Origin of the sequence: Pseudomonas rhizosphaerae (assembly GCF_000761155.1) — a bacterium.
Classification (GTDB): domain Bacteria; phylum Pseudomonadota; class Gammaproteobacteria; order Pseudomonadales; family Pseudomonadaceae; genus Aquipseudomonas; species Aquipseudomonas rhizosphaerae.
Map to the genome: position 1 here is coordinate 4,498,125 of NZ_CP009533.1, position 26,236 is coordinate 4,524,360.

Here is a 26,236-nt window from a genome sequence, read left to right on the forward strand (position 1 = left end):
CCTAGAGGTCGATGGCGCGGTTGGCCTGGATGGCGGTCAGGGCAATGGTGTAGACGATGTCGTCGACCTGGGCACCCCGAGGCAGGTCGTTGACCGGTTTGCGCAGCCCTTGCAGCATCGGCCCCAGGCTGACGCAATCGGCGCTGCGCTGGACCGCCTTGTAGGTGGTGTTGCCGGTGTTCAGATCGGGGAACACGAACACCGTCGCACGGCCGGCGACGCGGCTGTCCGGGGCCAGTTGGCGCGCCACGTTTTCGTTGGCAGCCGCGTCGTACTGCAACGGACCGTCGATCAGCAGGTCGCGCTGGATCTCCTGTGCCAGCTGGGTAGCCTCGCGCACTTTCTCGACTTCTTCGCCACTGGCCGAGTTGCCGCTCGAATAACTGATCATCGCCACCCGCGCGGCAATCCCGAAGGCTTCGGCAGAGTCGGCGCTTTGCAGGGCGATTTCCGCCAGTTCGGCGGCACTCGGATGAGGGTTCATCACGCAGTCGCCATACACCAGCACCTGGTCGGGAAACAGCATGAAGAACACCGAGGACACCAGGCTGCAGCCCGGCGCGGTCTTGATCAACTGCAAGGCGGGGCGGATGGTGTTGGCGGTGGAGTGAATGATGCCCGAAACCAGGCCGTCCACTTCATCGAGCGCCAGCATCATGGTGCCGATCACCACGTTGTCTTCCAGCTGCTGTTCGGCCATGGGCGCGTTGAGGCTCTTGCTCTTGCGCAGCGCCACCATCGGCTCCACGTAGCGACCACGAATCAGGTCGGGATCGAGTATCTCCAGCCCCTCGGGCAGCTCGATGCCCTGGGCACTGGCCACCGCCTGCACCTCGGCCGGCTTGGCCAGCAACACGCAGCGGGCAATGCCACGGGTCTGGCAGATGGCCGCTGCCTGGATGGTCAGGGGGTCGTGGCCTTCGGGCAGGACGATGCGCTTGTCGGCCTGCTGGGCGCGCTGAATCAGTTGATAGCGGAACACGGCCGGCGACAGGCGCAACTCGCGCGGCGTGCCGCAGCGCTGGTGCAGCCACTGGGCATCCAGGTGACCGGCGACGAAATCGGTGATGATCTCCGCGCGCTCGCGGTCATCGATGGGGATTTCCTTGTTCAACTGGTTCAGACGCGTGGCGGTGTCGTAGGAACCGGTGCTCACCGACAGCACCGGCAGGCCGGCCTGCAGCGCTCCCCGGCACAGTTCGAGGATGCGCGGGTCGGGCAGGGTGTCGCTGGTCAGCAGCAACCCGGCCAGGGGCATGCCGTTCATGGCGGCCAGGCTCACCGCCAGGATGATGTCGTCACGGTCGCCCGGGGTCACGACCAGAACCCCCGGCTTGAGCAACTGCACGGTATTGAGCACGGTCCGCGCACAGATGATGATCTTGGTCATGCGCCGCTGCTCGTAGTCGCCGGCGTTGATCACTTGGGCACCGAGCAACTCGGCCACATCACGCGTGCGTGGCGCATTCAGGTCGGCCTGGTAGGGGATGCAGCCGAGCAGGCGAAAGTCACCACCGCGCAGCAGGGGCGAGTGCTCCTTGAGGCGCGCGGCGAACACGTCCATGCCTTCATCGGTGCGCACCTTGTTGAGGATCACGCCCAGCACCTTCGGATCGCGCGGGCCACCGAACAGCTGCGCCTGCAACTCGACGCGGCCGGAAAGCTCGGCGAGCACTTCGTTCTCGGCGCTGGAGACCAGTACCACGTCGGCATCCAGGCTTTTCGCCAGGTGCTGATTGACCCTGGCGGCATAACTGGCGTGGCGGGTCGGCACCATGCCTTCGACGATGACCACATCGTTGCCTACGCAGGCTTGCTGGTAGAGCGTGAGGATCTCTTCGAGCAGCTCGTCGAGCTGACCGTCGCCCAGCATGCGTTCCACATGGGCCAGGCCCAAAGGCTTGGGCGGCTGCAGGCCATGGGTGCGGGCAACCAGTTCGGTCGAGCGTTCCGGACCCAGGTCGCCAGGGTGTGGCTGGGCGATGGGCTTGAGAAAGCCGACCTTCAGGCCGGCGCGTTCCAGGGTACGTACCAGCCCCAGACTGATGGAGGTCAGGCCTACGCCGAAATCGGTCGGCGCGATGAAGAAAGTTTGCATGCGAGCTTCTCGGGTGAGCTTTGGGCTGCACGCTACAAGCATCACGCCACACGCCGCAAGTAGAAACGAATCGCGCCAGGGGCAGTCATATCTTTCATGGCACGTGCCACAGTCCCCTACGGGCTTGGACAGTGCAGCGAGTCATCCACTGGCCGAGTGGGTTCGCTTTCGAGCCAACCCTTGGTTACACTTGGTCGTTCTACATTCTTATGCAAAAGGTCTTACCTCATGCTGATCGCCGCCAACAAGGCTGTCTCCATCGAATACACCCTGACCAACGACGCCGGTGAGGTTATCGACAGTTCCGCCGGCGGCGCGCCGCTGGTTTATCTGCAGGGCGCCGGCAACATTATTCCCGGTCTGGAAAAAGCGCTGGACGGTAAGCAGGTCGGCGACGACCTGGACGTGGCCATCGAGCCTGAAGACGCCTACGGCGAATACGCAGCCGAATTGGTCAGCACCTTGTCGCGCAGCATGTTCGAAGGCGTCGACGAACTGGAAGTGGGCATGCAGTTCCACGCTTCCGCGCCCGATGGCCAGATGCAGATCGTGACCATCCGTGATCTGGACGGCGACGACGTCACCGTCGACGGCAACCACCCGCTGGCCGGCCAGCGCCTGCACTTCAAGGTCAAGGTCGTCGACATCCGCGACGCCAGCCAGGAAGAAATCGCGCACGGCCACGTGCACGGTGAAGGTGGTCACCACCATTGATCTGCGCGGCGTGCTTTTCAAAGCCGCCAAGTGGATTGAATGAAAAAAAGGGACTCGTCGCTGACGCGTCCCTTTTTTCATTATGGAGCCCGTATCTGCTGACTGGCTTGGCCTCTGAAGGGGCTGCTCTTGGCCCTTGCAGCATGGACAGCTCACTGCGGCACACTACCGATAGGTCAAGGTGAACGTCGCTGTAGCCTGTGCAGGGCCTCCAGTCACAGTGGCCGCGGTCTTGTAGTAGCGCGCCACCAGGGCCACCTCGTAGGGCCCCGCTGTCGATGACGAGCCGTCCAACAGACGAGAGCCCAATGCCACCGGCACACCTTTGTGCAGCACCTGTACGCCGATACCCGTTGCAGACCCGCTTATGCGATCCAGTGCCAGCACGCCCTGAGCACCGCTAGGCGTGCCATCGATTTGGACATTGACCCTGGCGTTGGCATCGCAGTCGAGCGGGATACTGAAGGGCACGTCGGGCGAGGTCGAGGCCGGGCCGGTGAACCGCTCGATCCTGACATGACCCAGGGACACGGGAATGTTGGGTTGAGTCACGGCACAGGCAATAACGGTGATCGGAAGGGGCGCTCGAATTGCGATCTGGTTCAGCGGAGCATTGACGGCGGTGCTTACCGGGGTCTTGTAGTTGTACAAGAAAGTCCATGCCGGAAACTGGCCTGAAGCGACAGGTCCGGTCTTGATCAGCTGAAACGTATCGTGCAGCTGTACGGTGCCGACTGACGGCACGCCTCGGCCACCGGGCCAGGCATTGAGCGGCTGCCGGGTCCATGTGGCAGTCGTGCCCGTATGGCTAGTGATGTTGACCCACCTGATGCCCAGCCCGGCAACGGGTGTTGCCCTTACTGCGGCTATGGACGTAGGCCCGTAATCGCGGTTCAGCGGTGAGGGAAACACCTGCCAGCTGTGGTCCCTGGGACTCAGCCCTGCCGCGTTGCACGTCACTGAGGTATTCACTATACCGGTGGCCACGACGGCGCCAATCGGCATGTCGCGCTGCATGACGATGGGGCTGGCAAACGTAAGCCGCTGGTCGGACGCGGTGCAATGGGCCAACGCTGCAGGCAGCCAGCCCATCGAGGCGATCAAGGCCGACAGGCAGGCTGCCCAATGGGGATTGGGCATTGGTTGTTCTGGCTTCATGACTGGCATCTCACGATTCTGCATATCAGTTTGCGCAGACGGCACTGAGGGTCTTCACCCAGGCCGCCGATGGGGCATCCACCAGCGATAATCCCGCGCTGCAGGACTGCTTCGCTTCGGTGCCCCACTTCACCTGCACCCGTGCCTTGCGCGGCACGCCGCTCAAGTACAGTTCCCCCCGTGCGCCGACGATGCCGGAGCCGATTGCCTGCCCGTTGTCCGTGCCGTCTTGCTCAGCGAACAACGTCGCCGTAGCGCCGAAGGGTACGAATTCGTTGCCCGTTCGTAACGTCACCAGCACCCGGCTGCCGATGCGCGTCTCGAATTCGGCGAGCACCACGGCGCCTTGAGTAGGCACCACGGTTTTTACCGTGTCGGTGAGGTCCACGTTTTCATCCAGGGTCTCAGGCCAGAGCGCTACCCGGTTTTCACGATAGGTGGTGGCATAGGGCACCACGGCATAACCACGGCGGTCGGTTTCGATACCCGGTTGATTTTGCACACGCACGCCGGCCGCACCGGGTGCCCTGACCAGGGTGACGGTGTGACCCAGAGGTTGGGACAGGGTCACGCCATACCGATGAGCGATCAATCCGCCTCGCAGGCCAGCGCTGTATTGCTGGCTGCTGCCGGTATAGCTGTAGGCGGCCTGCACTTCGCCGTTGGTCCCTTTGTAGGTCGCATGGGTACCGCCTCCGTGACCTTTGCCCTGATCGCCGTAGCTTTGCCGAACGGCGTAGTTCAGGTTGTTGTTTTCCAGGGCCTGACCGTTGACGGCGACGCTTTGCGACGTGCCGTGGCGGCTGCCGGTCTGGGTGCTGGAGGTCAGCCAGCTACTGCCGAGGGTGCTCAAGGGTATCTGGACGCCGAGGGCATATTGTCGATCCGACCCGTGGCCGCCGGGGGTGATGGAGTGGGTGGCGGTGAGTCCCAGGGTGACGCCGTTCTTCAGGCTGACGTTGTAGCTGGCACTGGCGTTGCGCTCGGTGCCTCGCATTCTCCAGTAATCCTGCTGGAAGGCATTGACGTGCAGGCTGCCGTATTCACCCAGCAACTGACTGAGCTGCACCTGCACCCTGCTGCGCTTGTGGTAGCCCCAGCGGCCGAGATCCGTTGCGCCGGGGGCAATCTCGTTGGCTTCGTTGAAGTCGTAGAAGCCAGCGGTGGAATACCGATAGCCGGCCAGGGTGAACGTGGTGCCACTCTGGAACAGGTCCTTGGCGTACTGCACGCGATACGACTGGCCCCGATGCGTGCGTTTGTCCTGCAGGCGCGCAGTGGCCTGGGTCGCGTCGAACGACACCGAGCCCAGGCTTCCCAGGCTTTTTCCCAACCCGGCCAGGCCTGAAGCGTAATCCGCACTGCCGGTGACGCCGCCGTAGACCGTAGTGGCGCTGCTCAAGCCATAGGCCGCACTGGCCTGGCCAAAGCTCGGCTCGTTGGCACCGGCATAGGGAGAGCGATACCGGCCGCCAGTGAATTCGTAGCGCAGGCGAGCCTCGCGTTGCATCAACGGTACCGAGGAGTAAGGCTGGGTATAGGTGCGTGTTTTTCCGTTGTCTTCGCGAACGGTCACTTGCAAGTCGCCCGAGCCGGCCGTCGCATACAAGTCGCGAATCACATAGGGGCCAGGCGCCACGTAGGTCTGGTAGATCATGTAGCCATTCTGGTGCACGGTGATCTGCGCACTGCCGTCGGCAACCCCTCGCACCACAGGGGCAAAGCCGCGCTGGCTGTCGGGCAGCATGCTGTCGTCGGAGGTCAACTGGGCGCCACGGAACTGGATCGCTTCGAATATCGTGCCCGAGGTGCTGCCTTCGCCCAGGCTGAGTCGGGCTCCCAGGCGCTGGATATCGCGTTGGGCGTACGTATTGATGCTTTGCCAACGGCGGTGGCTGCCCTGGCCGAGCGTATCCTCGAGGCGTTCCTCGCTTGCTTGAAAACCAGGCCTGCCTTTGTGCTGGGTATAGGTGTAGGTCGAGTTGTTACGCAAACGCCATGCACCCAGGTTGATTCCGGTACCCAGGTTCAGGAAAGCGTTGTCGGTGACGCCATGGCCGTCTTGGCGATGGCGCGCGCCGGTCAGGTTGTAGTTCAGCACGAAGGCGGACAGGCCAGGATCCCAGCGAGACGGATCGACGGCGTTGCGCGCATCGAAACGCAGTGAGGCCTGCGGCACCCCTATGTCCAGACGCTGTTTTGCGAAATCGAATTGCGTCGTCGCCTCAGGAATGTACTTGCCCGGATGGGTAACGATGGCCTGGGCATCGAGCGTCGTCAGCGATGCGAAGGCTTGCGTATGGATGCCCATGTCGTTCAGCTCTTGCACCGTCAATTGTGGGCGCAGTGTGTTGTCTTCCACGACAAAGGTGACGTTGCGGCTACCGACTCGCTTGTGGTTGAGGTAGATGTCCACCCAATACTCGCCTGGCAATTGTTCGCCCCGTGAAAAGGCATCCAAGTCGGCGGCCACACCGCCACCCCTGGCGTCCAGCGCGTGCGGGTTGAAGTACAGCGAGCCTTCCGCGCGAGCCGGCAGCGGTGAAAGCATCCAATACCCATCTATCAGGCAAGCCCACAGAGCAATCGCCTTCGGCCCTGGCGTCCAGCGGCTGCATAGCCGTGGCGCACTCGCTGCGGATGGCCGAAGGCGGCAGGGCCGGCTCATCATCGGCAGACCTCTTCGGTACGCCCGCCGTAGTCGTTGATTGCACGCCAGCTCACCCGGCCAGGCGAGTTGGGTGGCACCTTCAGCGAAAAGGTGCCGAAGGGAGCAACCATGGCGGGTTCCGCCTGTGCCTGGCCGTCCAGGTACACATCGAAAAAAGAGATGAAGTGCGGGGTCGGGTTGGTGAACGTCAACCGATCACCAGTGCGCGTCACGGTGAGCTGCCTATAGGCCTCTGCTGCACTGGCTCTAAGGGATATAGGGCGATAAATCATCTTGATGCGGGTGCGCACGGATATCTGTAGCTGATTGGGTTGATCATGGGTGGCAGCGATGGACTTGACGTTCAACCAATAAAGGCTTTCTCGGTCTTGCGGTACTTCTCCGGTATTGACGACACGCAGTAGGTTTTCTTGGCCAGGATCAAGTCGAAACAAGGGAGGGGTGACGATAAAAGGTATGGCAGAGCTCGTTTCATCTTCTCCCTGGTCGAGCCAGGACTGAATCAAATAGGCGACGTCTTTTTCCGGGTTCTTCAATGGCAGGCTGCTTTCACGCCGGCCTGCATCATAAATAAGCCGCGTGCCTCCCACTTCAACCCCAGCAAGCACCGGGTCCATGAAAGTGAAGGCAAGCAGCGTGGTGAACAAGGTGCGAATCTTCCACATCGGGGCAGGTCTTCTTCATCGCTATCGAAGGGAGCGGGGTACGCAGAGCGGCAAACCGCTCTGCGGCGCAGACGAGCGCGAACGGCAGGGTTCAGTTGTAGTCCAGGGTGAAGGTGGCCACGGCATTGGCCGGGCCGCCGGTGATAGCGCTCACGTCGGCGGTTGCTACGTATTTGGCCGTGAAGTCCAGGCGGGCGGACGCGCCGCTTGCCGGAGCAGCGATACCCAGCGACTTGGTGCCCAGCGGGACCAGCGTACTGCCGTCGCTCTCGAACAGGCCGATACCTACCCCGGCGGCTGCACCAGTGCTGGCCGTCAAGCCCAGCAGCTGATTGTTGCCTGCCGCAGGACGACCATCGAAACGCAGGGCAACGCGCGTCACCGCAGGATTGCAGGAATTGAAAACAACGGAAAAAGGCGCCGAGGACGCACGGTCGCCAGCATTGACGAAGGCCGCCTTGTTGACGGTACCGAGAGCAACGTTCTGTGTTGCAGAACCTGGCTCCACGGTACAAGCACCCTCAAGGATGGTGCCCGTGAAGTTGATCGTGCCATCAGCACTGTGGGCCATGGGTGCCAGGCATGCAGCGACCATGAAAGTGCTGGAAAACAGGATAGTACGCATTCTGGAAGTCTCCAGTCGTTCAACGATTAAACAGGGAGTAGGAAATATCCCAGGCAGAACGAAAGAGTAAATAAGTTCACGTTTTCATTTGGCCTGGACGTGTTTCATTCGCAGGAATATGCATTGCCGAGAACGAGGCAAATATAGAGGATGTCGTTCGATTATATTTCTTATTGCTGTGTAGGAATGTTCCTTAAAACATGTTGATTATGTATAAGTAACTGGATTGCGCAGTGCCCGTCGAGACAAGTAGCGGGGCCTGTCGAAAGGTTTTTCAGTGGCGAACGATCGCCCGCGGCCTGGCTCATGGTCGGGGTAACACTACCGTTGGCGGCAGTCAGCTGCGGGTGACGGGCGGGGTTGCCTGGGTATGAGCGACATCTGCCGAGGGCCAGGGCTCGCGGGCGCGCGCCAGGTGTTTCTCGAGCTGCTCGACGATCGCCTCCCAACCCTGCAATCGGGCATGCCGACGCGCATTGAGACGGACCCTGCGCAGGTTTTCTTCGTCTTCCAGCAGCCAGCCGGCGGCTTCCAGAAAGGCCGCCTCGTCGCCAGGCATGGCCAAGGCGCCGCTGTGGCCGTGGCGAATGTGCTGAGCCGCGGCGGCCTCATCATAGGCCACCACGGCCAACCCCGAGGCTTGCGCTTCCAGGACCACGTTGCCGAAGGTCTCGGTAAGGCTGGGAAACACGAAGATGTCACCGCTGGCGTAGTGTTCGGCAAGCCGTTCGCCACGCAACGCACCGCAGAACAAAGCCTCAGGAATTTGTCGTTGCAGATCGCTTCGTCGACCGCCATCGCCGATCACGATCAACCGGATCGCTCGCTGTGGGTAATGTGCCTGCAGATAGGCACAGGTACGCGCAAGCAGGTCCAGGTTTTTCTCGTGTGCCAGGCGTCCGACATGCAGAATGGCCAGGTCGCCTTCCGCCAGTCCCCAACTCTGACGCAATGCCGTGCTGCGCCGCGCAGGGTGGAACAGCTGACTGTCGACGCCGCGTGCCAACAGTTGCAAACGCTCGAAACCGCGTCGCTGCAACTCCAGGCGTTGGCTGATGCTGGGCACCAGGGTCAGGGCGGTGCGCCTGTGAAACCCGCGTAGATACTGCGTCAGCAGACGCGCCAGAAGGCCCAGCCCGCCTTGCGCGGCGTATTGCTGGAAGTTGGTGTCAAAGCTGCTGACCACCGGAATGCCCAAACGCCGAGCCGCGCGCACAGCGCTCAGGCCCAAGGGCCCCGGGGTCGCTACATACACCACCTCGGGCCGCGTCGAGCGCCAGCGCCGCAGCAGCCGGCGCATGCACGACGCGCCCCATTGCAACCCCGGATACCCCGGGATCGGCCAGCCCCGACACAGCATTGCATCATCATCGCTTGCCCCGTCCTGGGCTTGCCGCGGCCGCACCACCTCCACCCGATGACCACGACTGCGCAATCCGTCGTGCAAATAGCCAAGCGTGCTGGCAACCCCGTTGATCTCGGGTGGGAAGGTTTCGGTAACCAGGGCAATATGAAGAGGGGGTACTGTCATCAAGACAGTTTCCAAGCATCGCATGACGCTGGAGTGTCGCATTCATGAGGAATTCGTGACGCCGGTACCGGCGGTGCGAGCCGCAGTCGGCCGCACCGCCAGGGCTCATCCGCGCTCACGCACCCAGAACAACGTCGCGCCCGCCACCGCTGCCGGCATCATCAACACGTTCACGCCCGGGATCAGCAAAGCAAGGTAAACGATCCCGCCGAAGCTCAGGCTGCGCCAGCGCTTCTGGCGCAGCCAGGCGAGCATGTCCTGCCAGCTCATCTTGTGGTTGTCGGCAGGGTAGTCGATGTACTGGATCGCCATCATCCAGACGCCGAACAGCAACCACAGGGGGGCGGCAATGATGTTGAGTATCGGGATGAACGACAGGACGAACAGCGCCAGCGCGCGTGGCAGGAAATAGCCCAGCTTGCGCGCTTCACGGGCCAGCGTGCGCGGGATCATTTCCAGCAGTTCGGTCCAGCTAAACGCCGGGAAATCGTCCTTGCCCCGTGCGACGACCTCGACCTTTTCCGAGAGAAACCCATTGAACGGTGCCGCGATGATATTGGCCAGCATGGTGAAACTGAAAAACACCATGAAAGCCACGAGCACGGCGAACAGCGGCCAGAGTATGAAGCTGAGGAAACCCAGCCAGTGTGGCAGGCTCTGGATCAGGTGGTCGACCCACCCACTGAACAAGTGGCCGGCGAAGTAGATCAGACCAATGAACAGCGCCAGGTTGATACCCAATGGCAGCAGCACAAACGCGCGCAGTCCTGGGGACAAGACCATTTTCAGGCCTTCGCGCAGGTATTGCGGGCCGGACAGTGCAGGGACAGGCATGGACAACTCCGAGACAGGGAAAACCTGCTGACAGTACCGGCTTTGCCAACGCTCGGGAACCGCGGCAATGGCCGGTAACAACCTTGCTGGATGTATCCGCACCGGCGGCATTGGCATAGAGGAGCGCTATAGGTGGGATTGCCAAAGGGTATTTCCCTAATGAGGCACACCTCGTTAAGCTTGCTCCCATCAAATTTAAAACCTTCCCATCTTCGCTTCCAAGGAGTTCGCCATGAGCATTCTGGTCAACCGCCAAGCCCCCGACTTCGACGCCGCTGCGGTATTGGGCGATGGTTCGATCGTCGACAGCTTCACGTTGTCTTCCCTGCGGGGCAAGTACGTGGTGTTGTTCTTCTGGCCGCTCGATTTCACCTTCGTGTGCCCATCGGAAATCATTGCCCACAACAACCGCATCGCCAAGTTTCGTGAGCTGGGTGTCGAGGTGGTCGGCGTGTCCATCGATTCGCAGTTCACCCACCATGCCTGGCGCAGCACGCCAGTCGAGAAGGGCGGTATCGGCGAAGTCGAATTCACCATGGTCGCCGACGTCAAGCATGAGATCGTCCGCGCCTACGGCGTCGAGCACGAAGATGGCGTGGCCTTGCGTGCCTCGTTCCTGATCGACCAGCAAGGCGTGGTGCAGCACCAGGTGGTCAACAACCTGCCGCTGGGCCGTGATGTCGACGACATGGTGCGTCTGGTCGAAGCGCTGCAGTTCACCGAACAGCACGGCGAAGTCTGCCCGGCTGGCTGGCGTCCGGGCCAGAAAGGCATGAAGGCCGACGCCCAGGGCGTCGCCGACTACCTGGCGGGCAACGCCAAGAGCCTGTAAGCGGCTAAAGCGCTTTCAGCTCGAGATCAAGTTTACGGGCTGGCGGCATTCAACCTTCCCCAAGGTGTCTTGCCAGTCCTTTTTATTCCAGCCGCACCGGATCGGCGTCAATGTCCGGCAGTCAGGAGTTAGTCATGTCTCAAGTGCGTCATTCCCGCGTGATCATCCTGGGTTCCGGCCCTGCCGGTTACAGCGCGGCGGTCTACGCTGCCCGCGCCAACCTCAAGCCGCTGCTGATCACCGGCATGCAGGCTGGTGGTCAGTTGACCACTACCACCGAGGTCGACAACTGGCCCGGCGACCCCCATGGCCTGACCGGCCCGGCGCTGATGGAGCGCATGCGCGAGCATGCCGAGCGCTTTGAAACCGAGATCGTCTTCGACCACATCAATGCCGTGGACCTGGCCGCCAAGCCGTTGACCCTGACGGGCGACAGCGCGACCTACACCTGTGACGCCCTGATCATCGCCACTGGCGCCAGTGCACGCTACCTGGGTCTGCCCTCGGAAGAAGCCTTCATGGGCAAGGGCGTTTCGGCCTGCGCGACTTGCGATGGCTTCTTCTACCGCAACCGTGAAGTCGCGGTGGTCGGTGGCGGCAACACGGCAGTCGAAGAGGCGCTGTACCTGGCCAACATCGCCAGCAAAGTAACCTTGGTGCACCGTCGCGATACCTTCCGCGCCGAAAAGATTCTGATCGACAAGCTGCATGCGCGGGTAGCCGAAGGCAAGATCGAGCTCAAGCTCAACGCTACCCTGGAAGAAGTCTTGGGCGACAATATGGGCGTGACTGGTGCGCGTCTGCGCAACAATGACGGGATTGCAGAAGAGCTGAAGGTAGACGGTGTGTTCATCGCGATCGGCCACACGCCGAACACTTCGCTGTTCGACGGCCAACTGGCGCTCAAGGATGGCTACATGGTGGTCCAGGGCGGGCGTGAAGGCAACGCCACCGCCACCAGCGTCGACGGTGTGTTCGCGGCCGGTGACGTGGCCGACCATGTGTACCGCCAGGCGATTACCTCGGCCGGTGCTGGCTGCATGGCTGCACTGGATGTCGAGCGCTATCTGGACGGGCTGGCCAACGCTTCGTTCTGAGTCAGGACCGCGGCGCGGCCTTCGCGGGTAGAACCCGCTCCCACAGTCGGATTGTATCGCCTGTGGGAGCGGGTTCTACCCGCGAAGAGGCCCTCCGCCAGGCACAAAAAAACCGACCCCGCGAGGTCGGTTTTTTCATGCCTGTCGATCAGCCCAGGCGAGTCAGTGGCAGCTCGGAGAATTTCACTGCTGCCAGCCCATGTTCCATCAGATTACGGATATTGCCGTGATCACTGCCTTCGGGCGTCGCCACCACCGAGCGGTAGTGTTCGCCGAACGCCAGCAGCGCCTCTTCATCGCTCAGGCGTTCCAGCACTGCCAGACCCAGCGTCTTGCAGGACCCTTCGTTCTGACCGGCGGCGTTGTCCAGCGCACCATTGCGAAACGCCTGCGGCGTATAAGCATAGTGCTCGGCCACGAACGCCAATGTCGTTGCGAACAGGTGTTCGCCGCTGGCCAGGCTGGCGCGCAGCGCCGTCACATCATGCATTGGGCGTCCCCTTGGCAAAGGCCGCCTGCTGTTCGGCGCTGGCCTCCTGCTGATACTGAGCTTTCCACTGTGCGTATGGCATCCCGTAGACGACCTCGCGAGCCTCGTCGAGGCTGACGTCGACCTGCTGCTCGTCGGCTGCTGCCTTGTACCATTTGGACAGGCAATTACGGCAGAACCCGGCCAGGTTCATCAAGTCGATGTTCTGCACGTCCTTGCGCTCGTCCAGGTGCTTGACCAGACGACGGAAGGCGGCAGCTTCTAGTTCCAGGCGTTGTTGTTCGTTCATGTCGCTCTCCAGCGGGGCGGCAACCGGTCAGCGGCTGCCGGCGAGGGTGATCGAAACCGATTCGGCGAAGCGCAGCGCGTGGGGCTTGTCGACTTCCACTTCGGCGTAGCGCACGGCGGTGTTCTGCATGACCAGGTCGAGAATCTCCTGGGTCAGCCGTTCGAGCAGGGCAAAGCGATTGCCCTCCACGTGTTGGATCACGGCCTTGGTGATGGTGCGGTAGTTCAAGGCATGCTCGATATCGTTGTCGCGCACCGCCTCAAGCGCCGGATACAGCACGGTGAGGTTGATCAGCACGTCCTGTTTGTTGACGATTTCGTCTTCGTTGATACCGATGAAGGTGCGCAAGCGCAGGTCCTTGACCCGGATGCGTGCCATTCCTGGCTGCAGTTGTGCCATCGTTGTGTGCTCCGCAGAATGTTCGGGGTCGACGCCGTGCCCGAGCCGACGCAGGCAGACCCTATTTTACGTGTCTGCCGCCGTTGACGGTCAAGGTGGTGCCGGTGACGTAGGGGTTTTCCAGCAGGTAGCGCAGGCTTTGGTAGATGACCTCGGCGCCCGGCTCGATGCCCAATGCCGACTTGGCCAGCGACTTGTAGCGGTAGTCGGCGTCGTCGTCCGGATTGAACAGGATCAGCGCCGGAGCGATGCCATTGACCTTGATTGCCGGTGCGAAGCGTGCAGCGAACGACAGGGTCAGGTTGTCCAGCCCCGCCTTGCTGGCGCAATAGGCCATGTGCTTGGCACTGCCCTTGCGCGTCACGTCGTCGCTGATGTGCACGATATCGGCAGGGCTCGACGCACGCAACAGCTCGGCGCAGTGCAGGTTGATGAGGTAGGGCGCCAGCATGTGCACGTTGACCATCTGCTGGAACGCAGCCGCTTCGTCGCCCGCACTGTCGGCGATCCAGGCCGAGGCGTTGTGGACGATGGCACGCAGCTTCGTGGTCTGCGCTTTCAGCGCAGCGATGAACGCCAGGATGCCAGCTTCGCTGGCGAAGTCCGCCTGGATGGTCACTGCGCCCATCTCGCGCAGATGAGCGACGGTCTCACGCTCCTGGCGGTAGCTGATGATGACCGGCTGGCCTTCGCCCAGCAGGCGTTCGGCGCAGTGCAGCCCTATGCGCTGACTGGCGCCGGTGATGAGGATCGGATGAGGCATGTGGCGAGCTCTTGGTCGGCAGGTTGCTGCGCTGATTTATACCACAACGCGCAGCAGGGCCGGCCGATCAGGCCACCTTGACCTTGGGCAGTGGGGCGCGGGTCGGCGTGGCGTGCAACCAGCCCCGCAGCAGGCGCGTCGACAGGGGAATGAAGAAAAACACCATGATCGGGGTCAGGGCCAGGGTGCTGAGCAAGACTCTGGGCACCAGGCTGATCTCGTTCAGGACGTGACCGAACAGGAAGTTGAAGATCAACGACACCGGGAAAAAAGCCAGCCAGATGGCCACGGCCTGTTTCCACCGAGGTGGACGCTGCAGGCCGCTGTCGCCGAACCAGCCTTCGGTGCCGCTCACCCGGTGCACGTGGGGCTGGGCGAACAGGTCGCTGCCACGGCCCAGCCATGAGCGCCGGGAAGCCGAGTGCTCCCATGCGTGCAGGGTGGTTTCATCGGCGAAGCGGAAGATGATCTGGAATTCGTCATCGCCAGGCGCCGGTGCCAGGACGCCTGAGCCCAGGTAACCCGGAAAATCGGTGGCCAGTTGTTCGCCTTCATGCAACCAGGCGATCAGGTCCTGATATTTGCCATCGGCGACGCGGCGCGCAACCATCAAGGTAACGGGGGAGGTAGACATCGTGTATCTCCAGGCAATCTGGTGCTCCGGGTAGGAGCCTCCATCGAATGCAGCGCCGGGGTGGTGGGCTGCATCTGAAATCAAGCAAGTATTATTCCTGAAAACCACCAATTGCACATCTACCGTCCGTTGGATCATCCATGAACCTCGATGTGCCGGCAGCGGTTACACTGTGGTTTCCTGTTCCTGGCGGCGGTTGACGAGCAATGAGCGAATCCAGCACCCGATTGCCTGGCGTGCAAGACCCTGCGCTGGACGAGCTGTACCCCATTCGCGAGGTGGCCCGACTCACCGGGATCAATCCAGTCACGCTGCGTGCGTGGGAGCGTCGCTATGGCCTGGTACAGCCAACCCGCACCGAAAGTGGGCATCGCTTGTACTCTTTGGCCGATATCGAGGAGGTGCGCAGCATCCTGGGTTGGATCGAACGCGGTGTAGCGGTGAGCAAGGTCGGCAAGATCCTGGCGCGCACCCAGCAGGCCAGAACGGCAGCGCCCAGCCCTGGCGACGAGCACCATGAATGGCAGCGGTGGCAAGAGCGGATTCGCCAGTGTGTACATGAATTTGCCGAAGCTCGCCTTGATCAGGTCTACGGCCAAGTGTTCTCCAGCTACCCGCTGGCCGTGGCCTTCGAACAGGTATTGATGCCCGTCTGGCAGGAACTGCTCGTGCATCAGGGCCACTTTGGCCAGGCCAGCGAGTGGTTGTTTCTCGACACGTTCCTGCGTGCGCGCACTCTGCAAAGGCTGCGCCTGACCTGCGATCAGGGCCAGGACAGCCGGGTGCTGCTGGTCGCCATACCGGATCAGTGCCGCGAACTCGAGCTTCAGGTCAGCGGCCTGCTGTTGGGCGGGCCACAGGTGGACGTGCAGCTGCTGGGTCTCGGTCAGCCGCTGGAAGAGCTCAGCCTGGTCTGCGAGAAGATTGCGCCCCATGCCGTGGTGCTGTTTTCCAACCGCCCCCCGGTGCCGACCCTGCCCAAGCAGTTGGCCAGGTTGAGCAATGCCCTGAATTGTCCGCTGCTATTGGCCGGCGAGCTGTCCGAGATGGTCCATGAAAGCCTGCGCGCCACTGACATCGTGTGTCTGGGCAGTGACGGGCGCTTGATGCAGCGGCGTCTGCAACAGTACCTGGCGGGCCACCTGGACAGCTGACCGAGCGGGCTTCAGGTGTGCGGCTGCGGATGGACCAGGTGATGCTGCTGCAGGATGAACTGACGCAGCGACTCGATCGCCTTGGCGTTGTTCTGGCTGAGCCGGTACGCGAACAACCCCTGTTCGGCCTCGCGAATCATCGAACCGCGCAGAGGTATCGGCGAGCAGCCTTCGGGGGTGAACCACAGCTGGAACTGCGTGGGCGCCTGCGCGCCGTTGCGCGCTTCGAGCAGGGCGCCCTTGAAGGAAATGTCCCGCACCCAGAAGTCGCTGTCGCGCCCTTCGCTGTCGCGCAGGACGATCGGCTGCGCCAGGCTCAGGCGCCAGGGGCGCAGCATCGGCCCGTCTTCGTAGATGCTCGGCGCACCCAGTTCCAGATGGGCCGCCTGGAACTCGTCCTCCACCACCTGCAGGGGGAAACTGATCTGCTGATTTTCCAAGTGCGCCTCGATGGTGACCTGCTCGTGGGAGGCCAGGCGCATGAGCAGTTCGCGTACCTGTGGACCGCCCTTCACCGAAAGGCTGAGCAGGGTGTCCCGCACGTTGAGCTGCGGATTGGCCTGCATGGCCCGCAGGAAATCCAACTCGTCCTGGGTCAGCAACACATCAGGTGGCATGGCGCGCACTCATGGCGAAAGGGATTCAAAGCAACCCTGGGAAATGTCCATGCCCGTCACGCCGGACCCGGGCGCGCAGGGGTGTCCAGTTCAGCAAGTCGCCGTTGCAGGGCCGCGACCTGCTGCTCCAGATCGATGATGCGCTGCTGCGCCTCGACCTCGCGGCTGACATCCTTCTGGATCCCGATGTAGTACATCAATTGGTCGCTTTCGTTGTGTACCGGCGTGATCGACAGCTCATTCCAGAAAAAGCTGCCGTCCTTGCGGTGATTGCGCAGGACCTCGCGGCATGCCACGCCCTGGTCGATCGCCTCGCGTACGCGCCGGCGCGCCGGCTGGTCGCGGTCGTCACCCTGCAACAGGCGGCAATCCTGGTAGAGCATTTCCAGCGAGGTATAACCGGTCATGCGTTCGAACGCCGGATTGACGTAGATGAGGATATTGTCCTCACCTTCCTGTTCGGCGACGACGATGCCGTCGTTGGACGCATCGATCACCAATTGCAGCAGCTTCGCGTTGATCATGTCAGGGTTCCCTAGCGTGCAGGGTAGTCTAATTCATACCGGCCTCGGCAGGGATCCCGGCGCGTCAAATCCTGCCTTTCAATGCGCGAGCGGGCTGTTAAAATCAGGCCCTTCAATGGTTCGAGACAGTCATCATGAAAGTTGCCATCCTCAGCGGTTCGGTCTACGGCGCGGCCGAGGACGTCGCTCGACACGTCGAAAAGCTGCTCAAGCAACAGGATATCCAGGCCTGGCACAACCCGCGCGCCACCTTGCAGGACGTGCTGGCGTTCGCGCCCGAGGCGCTGCTGGGGGTCACCTCGACCACAGGCATGGGTGAACTGCCGGACAACATCATGCCGCTGTACGCTCAACTTCGCGATGAGCTGCCTGCCGCGTTGCGTGGCCTGCCCGGTGGCGTCATCGGCCTGGGCGACTCCAGCTACGACCTTTATTGTGGCGGGGGCGAGCAGTTGCGCGAGCTGTTCGCCGAACTGGGCGTACGCGAAGTGCAGGGCATGCTGCGCCTGGACGCCAGCGAAAGCGTCAACCCGGAAACCGATGCAGAGCCCTGGCTGGCGGAGTTCGTGCGAGCGCTGCGGACCTGACGGTCACGCCTGCTCGGCGGTGTCCGCCGTGGCGGTGAGCAGCTCGTTCAATGCGTCGGGCTGGCTCTTGAACGCCTTGGCGAAGATGTCGCGGTTTTTCGCCATGTAGATACCGGCGTCTTCGACCTGCTTGTCGTCGAGCGACGGCACGGCTTTCTTCAATACGTCTGCCAGCAACTCGGCCAGCTCGAGCATTTTGTCGTGACGATCGGCTTCAGCTTTGTCCATAAACAGGCGCTCCAGATCTCGGCTGCTGCGGTATACCACTTCGACGGCCATTGACCACCTCATATGCCTAGGGGAATTCGTTCAGTACAACTACTGTTCGTTTATACAGTGCCAAGCATAAGGCAAATCGCTCCCCTTGAACAGAGGCGCCGACGAGCTGCCCTGCGACAGTGTGGCTGCTTCTCATCTGTCACAGCTGGCCCTTATGCTGCATGCCTTGAACGAGCATAGGCGATCATTCGCCGCTCTCCATCGGTTTGCAAAAGGAACACAGACAATGAAATGGGCTGAAAAGCTTCGCGGGAGTCTGCATGCTCAGGCCGATTCGCTGGGCAATCTGTGCGTGGAGGCTTTCCACTACCTGGCGCTGTTCGGCATCGGTGCCATCACCGCCTGGGCGGCAGTCAGCGCTTTTCTGGGGATGGTGGAGAAGGGCAGCGTCAGCGTGGATGACATCCTGCTGCTGTTCATCTACCTGGAGCTGGGGGCCATGGTGGGGATCTACTTCAAGACCAACCACATGCCGATCCGCTTCCTGCTGTACGTGGCAATCACTGCCTTGACTCGCCTGCTGATCGGCGATGTATCGCACCACAATGCACCGGATCTGGGCATCATCTACCTGTGCGGCGGCATCCTGCTGCTGGCGTTTGCCATTCTGGTGGTGCGCTACGGTTCGTCGCGCTATCCGTCGGTGAAGGAGAAATCGGACAGCTAAGCCGCGTTGCGGCTCATCACAGGCTGGCGGACACCGGCGTGGTGCGCGCGGCGTTGGCGTGCAGGGCCGGCTTGCCGCCCAGCTTGTCGACGTTGCCGGCATCGGTCATTGCCGCCAGCATCTGCATGGTACTGCCACCTTGCTCGATGGCCATGCCGAACTTGATGCTTTCGATCAGCCGGCGCATGCGCTTGGGGTCGTTGCGCTGTTCGGCGGTGATCATGCGCTTGGCAGCAACGCCGCGCTCGTTCGACAGCGTCAGCATGATGCTGCCGTCCAGGCGCTGGATGCTCAGGTTGACGCGGTATTCAGGTTGGAACGCGTCGGTAAGCGCTTGGAATGGATTATCCATGATGTACTACCTGCAATAGTCGAACTTCGTTAATGGACTAGGCGATTAGTTACTGGTTCCAGACCGCTGGTCGGCGCCGCGTTTCATCTTTTGCTATATGTAACTGCTCCTTGCTTCGCCAGAATTGATTTAGCAATTGCCGTGCCCGGATTTAAAAACTAATTCGACGGCCATAAAAAAGACGAGCCGTAGGGCTCGCCTTTTTTAGGTTGCTAGGCTGTGTGACAGGGCTCAGGACTTGCTGTTGAGCACCTGTTCGTTCTCCAGAAACTCTTCCTCGAGCAGCGCCTCGTTCGGGCCGTCGGGGATGGTCTGTGTATTGGCTGCACGCTTATTGCGCAGTTTGCCGAACAGATGCTCCAACGCGTGGCTGAGCTTCTCGGCAGCGCCGTCGATCGCCAGCTCCAGCGTTTCTGCCTTGTGGGTCACGGAGATGGGCTGATGGCCCTTCGGCCGTGCTTCCATCTGGCAACGCATGTCGTCGGGGCCGGATTTCTGGCCATTCTCGTCGGCCAGATGGACCTCCACGCGGGTGAGGTCTTCCTGGTAGTGCTCGACTGCGCCTTCCACTACGGTGCGTACCCACTCCTGCAGGCGGGCGTCGCCTTGAATATGGTTATCGCTATTGACCTGGATCTGCATAGTTCATCCCTTATTCGGCTTTCTCGCTTGAGATTCGATGACTGATTATCATCGCCTCTTGAAGTACAAGGTCAGGGAGTTGAAGAAACAATTCAACCCCCCGAAGAAGATAAATATTCAGTAACTTTTTCGAACTTTTCCCGAAATAAGTGCGAAGCCTGATAGCCATGGCCATGCGAACACAGGCCGCATCCCGCTGCCATCGAGGGATGCACCTGCAACCGGGACCAGTCGCCAGCCTCAGAAGGCAACCGAGGTCTGCACGTAGATCGTGCGCGGCTCGCCTACGTACTTGCCTTTGTTGTTGTCGTCGAAGGAGCGGGTGTAGTACTGGCGATTGAAGATGTTTTTTACACCGACCGCGACGTTGAGGTCCGACAGCTGCGGTCCGAAATCGTAGCCAGCGCGGCTGCTGAACAGCATGTAGCCAGGGATGCGTCCGGTGCTGCCGTCGGCGCTTTCGGCCTGGGTGTTGGCGTTGTCGGCGAACTGGCTGCTCTGGTAGGTGCTGTCCAGGTCCAGCTTCCAGGGGCCTTGCGTGTAGCCCACGCCCAGGGTGCCTTTGTGTCGTGAGGAAAACGGCACACGGTTGCCTTTGTTCGGGCCGTCTTCGCGGATGGTGGCGTCGACGAATGCGTAGCTGGCATGAACGTCGAAACCGGCCAACGCCGGGCTCAGGCTGTCCAGAGCGTAATTGATGCTGGTTTCGATGCCCTGATGCCGGGTTTCACCGCGCGCGATCACCGTATCGTTGGTCTGGTTGCTGTCGTATTGATTGTCGAAGTTGATCAGGAACGCGCCGATTTCCGCCCGCAGGTTGCCGTTGTCGTAGCGCGTGCCCAGCTCCCAGGTCCGGGCTTTTTCCGGCTTCACTTCACCACCGGTTACGCGGTTGGGCATCTGGCTGTATTGCACACTGCCGAACGAGCCTTCGGTGTTGGCGTACAGGTTCCAGTTTTCATTGACGTGGTAGAGCACGTTCAGCGCCGGCAGGGCAGTGGTGTAGTCGCCCTGGTATTTGACGTTGGTGAGGTTGTTGGTCTGCTGCGAGTCGATCATCTCGTAGCGAATGCCCGGCGTGAACGTCCAGCGGCCGATATCGATGCGGTCGTCGATGTAAAAGGCGTGGGCCTGAGTGCCGCCTCGGGTGTCGCGGTCGTTGCGGCTGTCGGTGCTCGGCAGTTGCTGGTTGGCGCTGATCGGAGTGCGGTAGCGCAGCTCGTGGCCCGCCTCGCTGATGTAGCGGTAGCCCACGCTCATCTCGTGCTGGGTCTGGCCCAGATCGAAGCCCTGGGAGAAACGGGTTTCGACACCGCGTACCCAATATTCGCGCGGCGACAGCGAGAGGAAGTTGCCTTGGTCCAGGTAGCCACTGCGCAGGGTCTTGGTGAAGAAGGTGTTGGCCGTGAATTCGCGGCGATCTTCCTGATAGCGATAGCCGAAATTGACCATGGTGCGGCGGCCCCAGAACTTGTCGTAGCGGCGGGTCGACTGGTAAGGGTCGGCCTTGTAGGCGGCCGAGCTGAGGCCGCCGGGCATGTCGGCCTCACCTTCGTAGTACTGGGCCTGGGCGTTGAGGCTGTTGGCTTCGTCGATCTGGTATTTGCCCTTGAGAATCAGATCGTCGATCTGGGCATCGCTGTGCTCGCGCCAGTCGCTCCCGCGCACGCCGGAGTAGAGCACGGCGCCGCCCAGGCCGTTTTCAGCGGTGCCACCGGCCAGCAGGTTGCCGGTGGTCTTGAAGCCGTCCTGGCTCGAAGAGGGGCTGGCCTGGGTCTGGAAGCCACCTTTCACGGTCGGCTCGTCGGGAATGGCGCGGGTCACGAAGTTGACGATGCCGCCGACGTTCTGCGGGCCATAGCGCACCGCACCGCCACCACGGACCACGTCCACGGCATCCATGTTGCCCATGCTCACCGGAGCGAACGACAGCTGCGGCTGGCCATAGGGCGCGAACGGCACTGGGATGCCGTCCATCAGTACCGTGGAGCGGGTCGCCAGCCGTGGGTTGAGGCCACGGATGCCGAAATTCATCGCCATGTCATGGCTGCCCGTGCCGTTGTTCTGCGGCGCGTTGACCCCTGGAATGCGGTTGAGCACGTCGCGCGCGCTAGTGGCGCCTGTACGCTCGAAGTCTTCGCGGCGCACCACGTCCCGCGCGCCGGGGTGCTCGAATACGTTGATCTGCTCGGCGGCGCCGAGCCAGTCGCCCACTACGCTCGAAGCGCCCAGTTCGACAGTGGCGCCGGTACTGGGATCGGAGCTGGCGGGCTGCGCCAGCGAGGCCTGTTCCAGGCTGTAGGCACCATCGCCCAGGGAACGCGCCTGCAAACCCGTGCCTTCAAGCAACACTGCCAATGCCTGTTCGACGGTGTACGAGCCTTGCAAGCCAGGGCTAGGCTGGTCTGCCACGGTGGTCGATCCGAATGAAATCAGGACACCTGCCTCGCGGCCGAACTGGTTGACCGCACTTTCCACCGAGGCGGGCGCGATGTGGTACTCGCGAGTGGCGCTTTCGGCGGCCACGGCCTGCGGCAGTTGAGCCACGCTCACGGTAGTGCCGAGCAACAGGCAGCGCAGGGTGCGGGCGAGTGGAGTAGGCAGGTTGGGCATTCGGCGTTTCCAGGCAGGATATAGGGAGAGTTACCCTGTCTGTCACGCGAGCAAGGCAAAACGGCTCAACGAAGGTGCAAAAAGATTTCGGCGGCCCTTGGGCCGACTAGACGCGGGCCTGCACCGTGACCCAATAGCGAGTGAAACGCCGGACCTTGACCGGCAGTGCGGCCTCCAGTGAATCGAGGATGCTCTCGGTATTGCCCAGTGGGAAACTGCCCGAGAGCAACAGGTTGGCCACCGAGGCGTCGCAGTCCAGCTGGCCACGGCGATAGCGGCCCACTTCGGCGAGAAAATCGCCCAGACGCATGTGCGCCGCGATCAGCATGCCGTCGACCCAGGCCCCGCTGTTGGCGTCCAGTGGCCGCGCCGGATTGACGCGCTGGCGTTCGAACTCGACTTGCTGGCCGTCAGCCAGGCGCAGTGGAGTTCCCTGCACTGCGGCTGGCTGAATCGCGACGGCGCCGTGCAACGCCTGCACCCAGGTGCTGTTGAGCATCTGGCGAACATTGACCTGTCCGCGTTCGGTGGTAACCAGCCCCTGGTCGGTGCTGATGCGCAAGGGCCGCGCGTCGACCCCTGCAGTGAGCATGATTTCGCCTTCGAGCAGGTGGATCAGGCGCTGGCTCGCATCGAAGCGTACGTCTACGGCGCTGGTAGTATTGAGGTGGATGCGGCTGCCGTCGTCCAGTTGCAGTTGGCGGCGCTGGCCCAGCGGGCTGCGGTAATCGGCCACCAGTGGCGGCAGCCAATGCTGTTGACGCAAGGCCAGCGTCGTTGCGCCAGCCATGCCCAGCAACAGCAGCGCCTTGAGTGCGCGTCGGCGGCCGGGCGAGTGGGGCGCGCCAACGGTGGCCTGGGCCAGGGGACCGGGCAGGCCGGCGAACTGCTGATTGACCTTTTGCATGTGCTCCCAGGCTCGGCGGTGTTCGCCGTCGGCATGCAGCCAGCGCTGCCAGGCCTGTTGCTGGCGCGGGTCGAGCGCTCCGTCCTGAAGTTCGAGCCACCATTGCACGGCCTGTTCGGCCACCTGCGGGGAAAACGTGCGGGCCTCGTTCACAGCGCAAAGTAGCAGCGCATGGCTGCCTTGTGCAGGTAGCGCTTCACCGTGGCCAGGGAAATGCCGAGTTCGTCGGCGATTTCGCGGTAGCCCAGGCCGTCGACCTGAGCCATCAGGAAGGCGCGCTTGACCACGACTGGCAGGCCATTGAGCAGCGCGTCCAGTTCCAGCAGCGTCTGCAGAATGATCGCCCGGTGCTCTTCGCAGGGTGCGAGGGGCTCTGGCATCTGCGCCAGTGCCTCCAGGTAGGCACGTTCCAGGTCCTGGCGGCGGTAGTGGTTGAACAGCACGCGCTTGGCCACCGTGGTGAGAAAGGCGCGTGGCTCGCGGATGGGCTCGTGGATGGGAGTGACTTCACGCGCGGTCAGCAGACGCATGAAGGTGTCCTGGGCGAGGTCGGCGGCATTGTCCGGACAGCCCAGGCGGCTGCGCAGCCATTCGGTCAACCAGCGGCGATGAACGAGGTAGAGGCCCTCGATCGAATGCGAGGCAGGGGAAGTCACAGCGGTCACCGCGAACACTCCGGCGCCATGGTCGTGCGCAGCAGAATAAGAATTGTTCGTATCTTACGGATGTGGCTGGGTTTGGGCAAGCAGGGTTGGCCGCGAGCGCGGCTCGAAAAGCGTCGCATCGCAAGATAAAAGCCGACGGGCTTTGCGCATGAGAATATTTATCATTATTATCAGCGCGATCCAATGATGCATCTGTACGTGCGAAGGTCATCCATGAGAAGCAGAATTGGCGAGGTCTCTACCTCGTATCGTTGGGCGGTGGCCTCCCGCGTCGTGGCGGCCGTGTTTGGCGGCTATGTGCTGGCGGCACTGGCAAGCGTATGCATCGCCTGGCTGTTGCCCATGGCGCGCGGCGAAGCGGTGGTCAGCGCCATGATGCTGTCGTTCCTGGTGTACCTGGTGGCGGTGCTCTGGTGCTTCGCTTCCCACAGTGCAAGCCGGGCTTGGGTGGGCCTGGCCATACCCGGCCTGGTGCTGGCAGCAATAGCGGGCCTTCTGCACTGGCAGCACCTGCCGTGAGGGAGGGCTTTCGCCAGGCCATGGCGTGGTTGCACACCTGGGCGGGCCTGGTGTTCGGCTGGTTGCTGTTCGCCATTTTCCTGACCGGTACCCTGTCTTATTTCAAGGACGAGATCAGCCACTGGGCGCAACCCGAGATACCGGTCCGCGCGGTCAATGCCCAGGCCAGCCTGGCGCAGGCGCAGACGTATCTTGAGGCCAACGCCGGGCATTCACCGCGCTGGTTCATCAGCCTGCCGGATGTGCGCGAGCCGGCGCTGTCGGTGATGTGGCAGGACCCGAACAAGCGCGGGCGTGGTGCCTTCACCCGGCATACCCTGGACCCACAGACCGGTCAGCGGGTCGAGGCGCGCGACAGCCGTGGCGGTGATTTCTTCTACCGTTTCCACTACGAGTTGCAGATGGGCTACCCCTGGGGGCGCTGGCTGAGCAGCCTGGCGGCGTTGGTCATGCTGGTGACGCTGGTGACCGGCATCATCACCCACAAGAAGATCTTCAAGGAATTCTTCACCTTTCGTCCCGGCAAGGGCTCGCGCTCCTGGCTGGACGGGCACAACGCAATCGGTGTGCTGGTGCTGCCATTTCACCTGATGATCACCTACAGCAGCCTGGTGATCTTCATGACCATGCTCATGCCGGCGAGTATCAACAGCCGCTACGACGGCGATACCCAGGCTTTCTTCAGTGAAATCTACCCAGGCAACCAACGCCTGGCCGCCGCCGGGCAGCCTGCGCCGCTAGTGAATCTGGCCGTGCTGTACGAGCGTGCGCTGCAGCAATGGCCCGACGGCAGGATTGGCCGCGTCTCGGTGCAGTTGCCGGGCGATGCCAATGCCCAGGTGCAATTCAGCCGCCACAACGGCGATACCGTGAGCCGCGACCCAGGTGCGGCGATCACCTTCGCCGGCACCACGGGCGCAGTGCTTGAACTGCCACGCGACAGCGCCGCGCCGATGGTCGTGGCGGGCACCTTCTATGGCTTGCACATGGGCTTGTTCGCTGGGCCCGTGCTGCGCTGGCTGTATTTCTTCTGTGGTTTGGGCAGTACCTTGCTGATTGGTACGGGCCTGGTCATGTGGCTGGGCAAGCGCCAGCTCAAGCATGCCCGCAGCGGCGTGCGGCCCTTCGAACTGCGCCTGGTGGAAGTGTTGAACGTCGCCGGCATGGCCGGGCTGGTGCTGGCGATTGCAGGCTTCATGTGGGCCAATCGCCTGTTGCCGGCGACCTATCCGGAGCGCGCTGGCCTGGAAGTCGACAGCTTCTTCCTGGTCTGGCTGCTGAGCATCGTCCATGCCGCCGTGCGCAGCGGCAGCAAGGCCTGGGTCGAGCAATTGAGCCTGGCGGCGATCGCCTTGGCGGGTCTGCCTCTGCTGAGCCTGCTGACCACCGACCATGGCCTGCCGGTGTCCATCGCCGCAGGTGACTGGGTGCTTGCAGGCGTCGATCTCAGTGCCCTGGGGTGTGGCCTGGTGTTGGCCTGGGTGGTCGTGAAAATACGGCGCCGCGCGGCGCTTGCGGCCCTGCCGGCGATGCGCGCGGCGCGTACGGTCATGCCAGACGAGGTGCACTGATGTTGTCTGCAGGATTGCTCAGCTATGCCGGTTTCAGCGCCCTGTGCCTGGCCATGGATCGCCATCATCAGGAAATGCTCGGGCGCCGACCGAGCCCTTCACGCAAGGTGCAGTTGCGGGTCGCGGGCTGGGCATTGTTGGGCCTGTCGCTGTGGATCTCAGTGATCAGCGCCGGTTGGGCCATGGGCCTGGTGCGCTGGACGGCCGTGCTAATGAGCAGCGCGGTGTTTCTGGTGTGGTTGCTGCCGTACCGGCCACGCTGGGCGCTGGTGTTGGCGGCGGTGGGGGTACTGCTGGGGCTGCTGGCGGCCGTGGCGCGCTGGTAGCGTCGGCGGCTCG

Annotated in this window: 29 protein-coding genes; 9 read left to right on the plus strand and 20 right to left on the minus strand. The window is 62.3% G+C overall.

From position 1 onward, the window contains the following. Position 1 precedes the first annotated feature (1 nt). A complete protein-coding gene (gene pta, locus LT40_RS20000) occupies positions 2-2,098 on the minus strand; it encodes a phosphate acetyltransferase (RefSeq protein WP_043192957.1) in 2,097 nt (698 codons plus the stop codon). Positions 2,099-2,326: 228 nt separating this feature from the next. Here pta and LT40_RS20005 point away from each other — a divergent pair, with 228 nt between their 5' ends. Beyond that, complete coding sequence (locus tag LT40_RS20005) at positions 2,327-2,812, plus strand: FKBP-type peptidyl-prolyl cis-trans isomerase (RefSeq protein WP_043192958.1); 486 nt, start codon at positions 2,327-2,329, stop codon at positions 2,810-2,812. A 165-nt stretch (positions 2,813-2,977) separates the two neighbouring features. Here LT40_RS20005 and LT40_RS21005 read toward each other — a convergent pair whose 3' ends face one another. From LT40_RS21005 to cysZ, 6 genes are all read right to left on the minus strand, one after another. Continuing rightward, positions 2,978-3,970, minus strand: a complete 993-nt coding sequence (locus tag LT40_RS21005) for a fimbrial protein (protein ID WP_158497454.1) — start codon at positions 3,968-3,970, stop codon at positions 2,978-2,980. Positions 3,971-3,995: 25 nt separating this feature from the next. Continuing rightward, positions 3,996-6,521: a fimbria/pilus outer membrane usher protein gene (locus LT40_RS20015; protein ID WP_043192959.1), complete on the minus strand. Its 2,526-nt coding sequence runs from the start codon at positions 6,519-6,521 to the stop codon at positions 3,996-3,998. A 116-nt stretch (positions 6,522-6,637) separates the two neighbouring features. After that, positions 6,638-7,306: a fimbrial biogenesis chaperone gene (locus LT40_RS20020; protein ID WP_148308591.1), complete on the minus strand. Its 669-nt coding sequence runs from the start codon at positions 7,304-7,306 to the stop codon at positions 6,638-6,640. Positions 7,307-7,397: 91 nt separating this feature from the next. Next, a complete protein-coding gene (locus LT40_RS20025; protein ID WP_052393487.1) occupies positions 7,398-7,931 on the minus strand; it encodes a fimbrial protein in 534 nt (177 codons plus the stop codon). A 337-nt stretch (positions 7,932-8,268) separates the two neighbouring features. Further along, a complete protein-coding gene (locus tag LT40_RS20030; RefSeq protein WP_052393488.1) occupies positions 8,269-9,462 on the minus strand; it encodes a glycosyltransferase family 4 protein in 1,194 nt (397 codons plus the stop codon). A gap of 105 nt (positions 9,463-9,567) precedes the next feature. Further along, positions 9,568-10,296 carry a sulfate transporter CysZ gene (gene cysZ / locus LT40_RS20035; protein ID WP_043192960.1) on the minus strand — a complete coding sequence of 243 codons (729 nt, stop codon included), beginning with the start codon at positions 10,294-10,296 and terminating at the stop codon, positions 9,568-9,570. A 232-nt stretch (positions 10,297-10,528) separates the two neighbouring features. Between cysZ and LT40_RS20040 the strand changes: the two genes are divergently transcribed. Then, entirely contained in the window at positions 10,529-11,128 is a 600-nt protein-coding gene (locus LT40_RS20040) for a peroxiredoxin (protein WP_043192961.1), read from the plus strand. A 134-nt stretch (positions 11,129-11,262) separates the two neighbouring features. Then, complete coding sequence (gene trxB / locus LT40_RS20045) at positions 11,263-12,225, plus strand: thioredoxin-disulfide reductase (protein WP_043192962.1); 963 nt, start codon at positions 11,263-11,265, stop codon at positions 12,223-12,225. 148 nt (positions 12,226-12,373) lie between these two features. Here the strand turns inward: trxB and LT40_RS20050 are convergent, their stop codons facing one another. The 5 genes from LT40_RS20050 to LT40_RS20070 form a co-directional block, all read right to left on the minus strand. Continuing rightward, on the minus strand, positions 12,374-12,715 hold the full coding sequence (locus LT40_RS20050) for a HopJ type III effector protein (RefSeq protein WP_043192963.1): 342 nt from the start codon (positions 12,713-12,715) through the stop codon (positions 12,374-12,376). After that, a complete protein-coding gene (locus tag LT40_RS20055) occupies positions 12,708-13,004 on the minus strand; it encodes a DUF1244 domain-containing protein (RefSeq protein ID WP_043192964.1) in 297 nt (98 codons plus the stop codon). Before LT40_RS20055 ends, LT40_RS20050 begins: the two co-directional genes overlap by 8 nt. Positions 13,005-13,031: 27 nt before the next feature. Next, entirely contained in the window at positions 13,032-13,403 is a 372-nt protein-coding gene (gene folX, locus LT40_RS20060) for a dihydroneopterin triphosphate 2'-epimerase (protein WP_043192965.1), read from the minus strand. Between the two features lie 61 nt (positions 13,404-13,464). Then, complete coding sequence (gene folM / locus LT40_RS20065) at positions 13,465-14,166, minus strand: dihydromonapterin reductase (RefSeq protein WP_043192966.1); 702 nt, start codon at positions 14,164-14,166, stop codon at positions 13,465-13,467. Positions 14,167-14,233: 67 nt separating this feature from the next. Further along, the gene (locus tag LT40_RS20070) at positions 14,234-14,800 is read right to left on the minus strand and encodes a putative antibiotic biosynthesis monooxygenase (protein WP_043192967.1); all 567 of its coding nucleotides are present in this window, start codon (positions 14,798-14,800) and stop codon (positions 14,234-14,236) included. A 206-nt stretch (positions 14,801-15,006) separates the two neighbouring features. Here LT40_RS20070 and LT40_RS20075 point away from each other — a divergent pair, with 206 nt between their 5' ends. Then, positions 15,007-15,954 (plus strand): MerR family transcriptional regulator, encoded by a 948-nt coding sequence (locus LT40_RS20075; protein WP_043192968.1) that lies wholly within the window; start codon positions 15,007-15,009, stop codon positions 15,952-15,954. 11 nt (positions 15,955-15,965) lie between these two features. Here the strand turns inward: LT40_RS20075 and LT40_RS20080 are convergent, their stop codons facing one another. After that, the gene (locus LT40_RS20080) at positions 15,966-16,571 is read right to left on the minus strand and encodes a hypothetical protein (RefSeq protein ID WP_043192969.1); all 606 of its coding nucleotides are present in this window, start codon (positions 16,569-16,571) and stop codon (positions 15,966-15,968) included. Positions 16,572-16,627: 56 nt separating this feature from the next. Next, positions 16,628-17,095, minus strand: a complete 468-nt coding sequence (locus tag LT40_RS20085; RefSeq protein WP_043192970.1) for a PAS domain-containing protein — start codon at positions 17,093-17,095, stop codon at positions 16,628-16,630. A gap of 134 nt (positions 17,096-17,229) precedes the next feature. On the opposite strand from LT40_RS20085, the gene LT40_RS20090 reads away from it, so the two are divergent. Next, entirely contained in the window at positions 17,230-17,682 is a 453-nt protein-coding gene (locus LT40_RS20090) for a flavodoxin (RefSeq protein WP_043192971.1), read from the plus strand. Between the two features lie 3 nt (positions 17,683-17,685). Here LT40_RS20090 and LT40_RS20095 read toward each other — a convergent pair whose 3' ends face one another. Beyond that, entirely contained in the window at positions 17,686-17,961 is a 276-nt protein-coding gene (locus LT40_RS20095) for a YebG family protein (RefSeq protein ID WP_043192973.1), read from the minus strand. A 226-nt stretch (positions 17,962-18,187) separates the two neighbouring features. Here LT40_RS20095 and LT40_RS20100 point away from each other — a divergent pair, with 226 nt between their 5' ends. Beyond that, a complete protein-coding gene (locus tag LT40_RS20100) occupies positions 18,188-18,628 on the plus strand; it encodes a phosphate-starvation-inducible protein PsiE (RefSeq protein WP_043192974.1) in 441 nt (146 codons plus the stop codon). 16 nt (positions 18,629-18,644) lie between these two features. On the opposite strand, the gene LT40_RS20105 is transcribed toward LT40_RS20100, so the two are convergent. From LT40_RS20105 to LT40_RS20125, 5 genes are all read right to left on the minus strand, one after another. Next, positions 18,645-18,980: a DUF3509 domain-containing protein gene (locus tag LT40_RS20105; RefSeq protein ID WP_043192975.1), complete on the minus strand. Its 336-nt coding sequence runs from the start codon at positions 18,978-18,980 to the stop codon at positions 18,645-18,647. A gap of 231 nt (positions 18,981-19,211) precedes the next feature. Further along, positions 19,212-19,622 (minus strand): HPF/RaiA family ribosome-associated protein, encoded by a 411-nt coding sequence (locus tag LT40_RS20110; protein ID WP_043192976.1) that lies wholly within the window; start codon positions 19,620-19,622, stop codon positions 19,212-19,214. A gap of 240 nt (positions 19,623-19,862) precedes the next feature. Continuing rightward, entirely contained in the window at positions 19,863-22,235 is a 2,373-nt protein-coding gene (gene fecA / locus LT40_RS20115; protein WP_043192977.1) for a TonB-dependent Fe(3+) dicitrate receptor FecA, read from the minus strand. A 106-nt stretch (positions 22,236-22,341) separates the two neighbouring features. Further along, entirely contained in the window at positions 22,342-23,295 is a 954-nt protein-coding gene (locus LT40_RS20120) for a FecR domain-containing protein (RefSeq protein ID WP_043192978.1), read from the minus strand. After that, positions 23,292-23,798 (minus strand): sigma-70 family RNA polymerase sigma factor, encoded by a 507-nt coding sequence (locus LT40_RS20125; protein WP_043193867.1) that lies wholly within the window; start codon positions 23,796-23,798, stop codon positions 23,292-23,294. The genes LT40_RS20120 and LT40_RS20125 overlap by 4 nt, the downstream gene beginning before the upstream one ends. Positions 23,799-24,020: 222 nt before the next feature. Between LT40_RS20125 and LT40_RS20130 the strand changes: the two genes are divergently transcribed. From LT40_RS20130 to LT40_RS20140, 3 genes are read left to right on the plus strand one after another with little or no spacing between them, the layout of a single operon-like run. Beyond that, positions 24,021-24,326 (plus strand): DUF3649 domain-containing protein, encoded by a 306-nt coding sequence (locus LT40_RS20130; protein WP_043192979.1) that lies wholly within the window; start codon positions 24,021-24,023, stop codon positions 24,324-24,326. Further along, the gene (locus LT40_RS20135; RefSeq protein WP_043192980.1) at positions 24,323-25,897 is read left to right on the plus strand and encodes a PepSY-associated TM helix domain-containing protein; all 1,575 of its coding nucleotides are present in this window, start codon (positions 24,323-24,325) and stop codon (positions 25,895-25,897) included. Before LT40_RS20130 ends, LT40_RS20135 begins: the two co-directional genes overlap by 4 nt. Beyond that, complete coding sequence (locus tag LT40_RS20140; RefSeq protein ID WP_043192981.1) at positions 25,897-26,223, plus strand: DUF3325 domain-containing protein; 327 nt, start codon at positions 25,897-25,899, stop codon at positions 26,221-26,223. The genes LT40_RS20135 and LT40_RS20140 overlap by 1 nt, the downstream gene beginning before the upstream one ends. Positions 26,224-26,236 lie beyond the last annotated feature (13 nt).

Excerpts from the sequence above, each read along its gene's own strand:
- LT40_RS20090 (WP_043192971.1), top strand. The coding sequence starts at position 17,230 with ATGAAAGTTGCCATCCTCAGCGGTTCGGTCTACGGCGCGGCCGAGGAC.
- folX (WP_043192965.1), bottom strand. The coding sequence starts at position 13,403 with ATGGCACAACTGCAGCCAGGAATGGCACGCATCCGGGTCAAGGACCTG.
- LT40_RS21005 (WP_158497454.1), bottom strand. The coding sequence starts at position 3,970 with ATGAAGCCAGAACAACCAATGCCCAATCCCCATTGGGCAGCCTGCCTG.
- LT40_RS20095 (WP_043192973.1), bottom strand. The coding sequence starts at position 17,961 with ATGGCCGTCGAAGTGGTATACCGCAGCAGCCGAGATCTGGAGCGCCTG.
- LT40_RS20100 (WP_043192974.1), top strand. The coding sequence starts at position 18,188 with ATGAAATGGGCTGAAAAGCTTCGCGGGAGTCTGCATGCTCAGGCCGAT.
- fecA (WP_043192977.1), bottom strand. The coding sequence starts at position 22,235 with ATGCCCAACCTGCCTACTCCACTCGCCCGCACCCTGCGCTGCCTGTTG.
- LT40_RS20050 (WP_043192963.1), bottom strand. The coding sequence starts at position 12,715 with ATGCATGATGTGACGGCGCTGCGCGCCAGCCTGGCCAGCGGCGAACAC.
- pta (WP_043192957.1), bottom strand. The coding sequence starts at position 2,098 with ATGCAAACTTTCTTCATCGCGCCGACCGATTTCGGCGTAGGCCTGACC.
- LT40_RS20080 (WP_043192969.1), bottom strand. The coding sequence starts at position 16,571 with ATGCCACCTGATGTGTTGCTGACCCAGGACGAGTTGGATTTCCTGCGG.
- trxB (WP_043192962.1), top strand. The coding sequence starts at position 11,263 with ATGTCTCAAGTGCGTCATTCCCGCGTGATCATCCTGGGTTCCGGCCCT.
- LT40_RS20030 (WP_052393488.1), bottom strand. The coding sequence starts at position 9,462 with ATGACAGTACCCCCTCTTCATATTGCCCTGGTTACCGAAACCTTCCCA.
- LT40_RS20040 (WP_043192961.1), top strand. The coding sequence starts at position 10,529 with ATGAGCATTCTGGTCAACCGCCAAGCCCCCGACTTCGACGCCGCTGCG.
- LT40_RS20055 (WP_043192964.1), bottom strand. The coding sequence starts at position 13,004 with ATGAACGAACAACAACGCCTGGAACTAGAAGCTGCCGCCTTCCGTCGT.
- LT40_RS20070 (WP_043192967.1), bottom strand. The coding sequence starts at position 14,800 with ATGTCTACCTCCCCCGTTACCTTGATGGTTGCGCGCCGCGTCGCCGAT.
- LT40_RS20020 (WP_148308591.1), bottom strand. The coding sequence starts at position 7,306 with ATGTGGAAGATTCGCACCTTGTTCACCACGCTGCTTGCCTTCACTTTC.
- cysZ (WP_043192960.1), bottom strand. The coding sequence starts at position 10,296 with ATGCCTGTCCCTGCACTGTCCGGCCCGCAATACCTGCGCGAAGGCCTG.
- LT40_RS20130 (WP_043192979.1), top strand. The coding sequence starts at position 24,021 with ATGAGAAGCAGAATTGGCGAGGTCTCTACCTCGTATCGTTGGGCGGTG.
- LT40_RS20005 (WP_043192958.1), top strand. The coding sequence starts at position 2,327 with ATGCTGATCGCCGCCAACAAGGCTGTCTCCATCGAATACACCCTGACC.
- LT40_RS20025 (WP_052393487.1), bottom strand. The coding sequence starts at position 7,931 with ATGCGTACTATCCTGTTTTCCAGCACTTTCATGGTCGCTGCATGCCTG.
- LT40_RS20110 (WP_043192976.1), bottom strand. The coding sequence starts at position 19,622 with ATGCAGATCCAGGTCAATAGCGATAACCATATTCAAGGCGACGCCCGC.
- LT40_RS20075 (WP_043192968.1), top strand. The coding sequence starts at position 15,007 with ATGAGCGAATCCAGCACCCGATTGCCTGGCGTGCAAGACCCTGCGCTG.
- LT40_RS20105 (WP_043192975.1), bottom strand. The coding sequence starts at position 18,980 with ATGGATAATCCATTCCAAGCGCTTACCGACGCGTTCCAACCTGAATAC.
- LT40_RS20085 (WP_043192970.1), bottom strand. The coding sequence starts at position 17,095 with ATGATCAACGCGAAGCTGCTGCAATTGGTGATCGATGCGTCCAACGAC.
- LT40_RS20140 (WP_043192981.1), top strand. The coding sequence starts at position 25,897 with ATGTTGTCTGCAGGATTGCTCAGCTATGCCGGTTTCAGCGCCCTGTGC.
- LT40_RS20015 (WP_043192959.1), bottom strand. The coding sequence starts at position 6,521 with ATGCTTTCACCGCTGCCGGCTCGCGCGGAAGGCTCGCTGTACTTCAAC.
- folM (WP_043192966.1), bottom strand. The coding sequence starts at position 14,166 with ATGCCTCATCCGATCCTCATCACCGGCGCCAGTCAGCGCATAGGGCTG.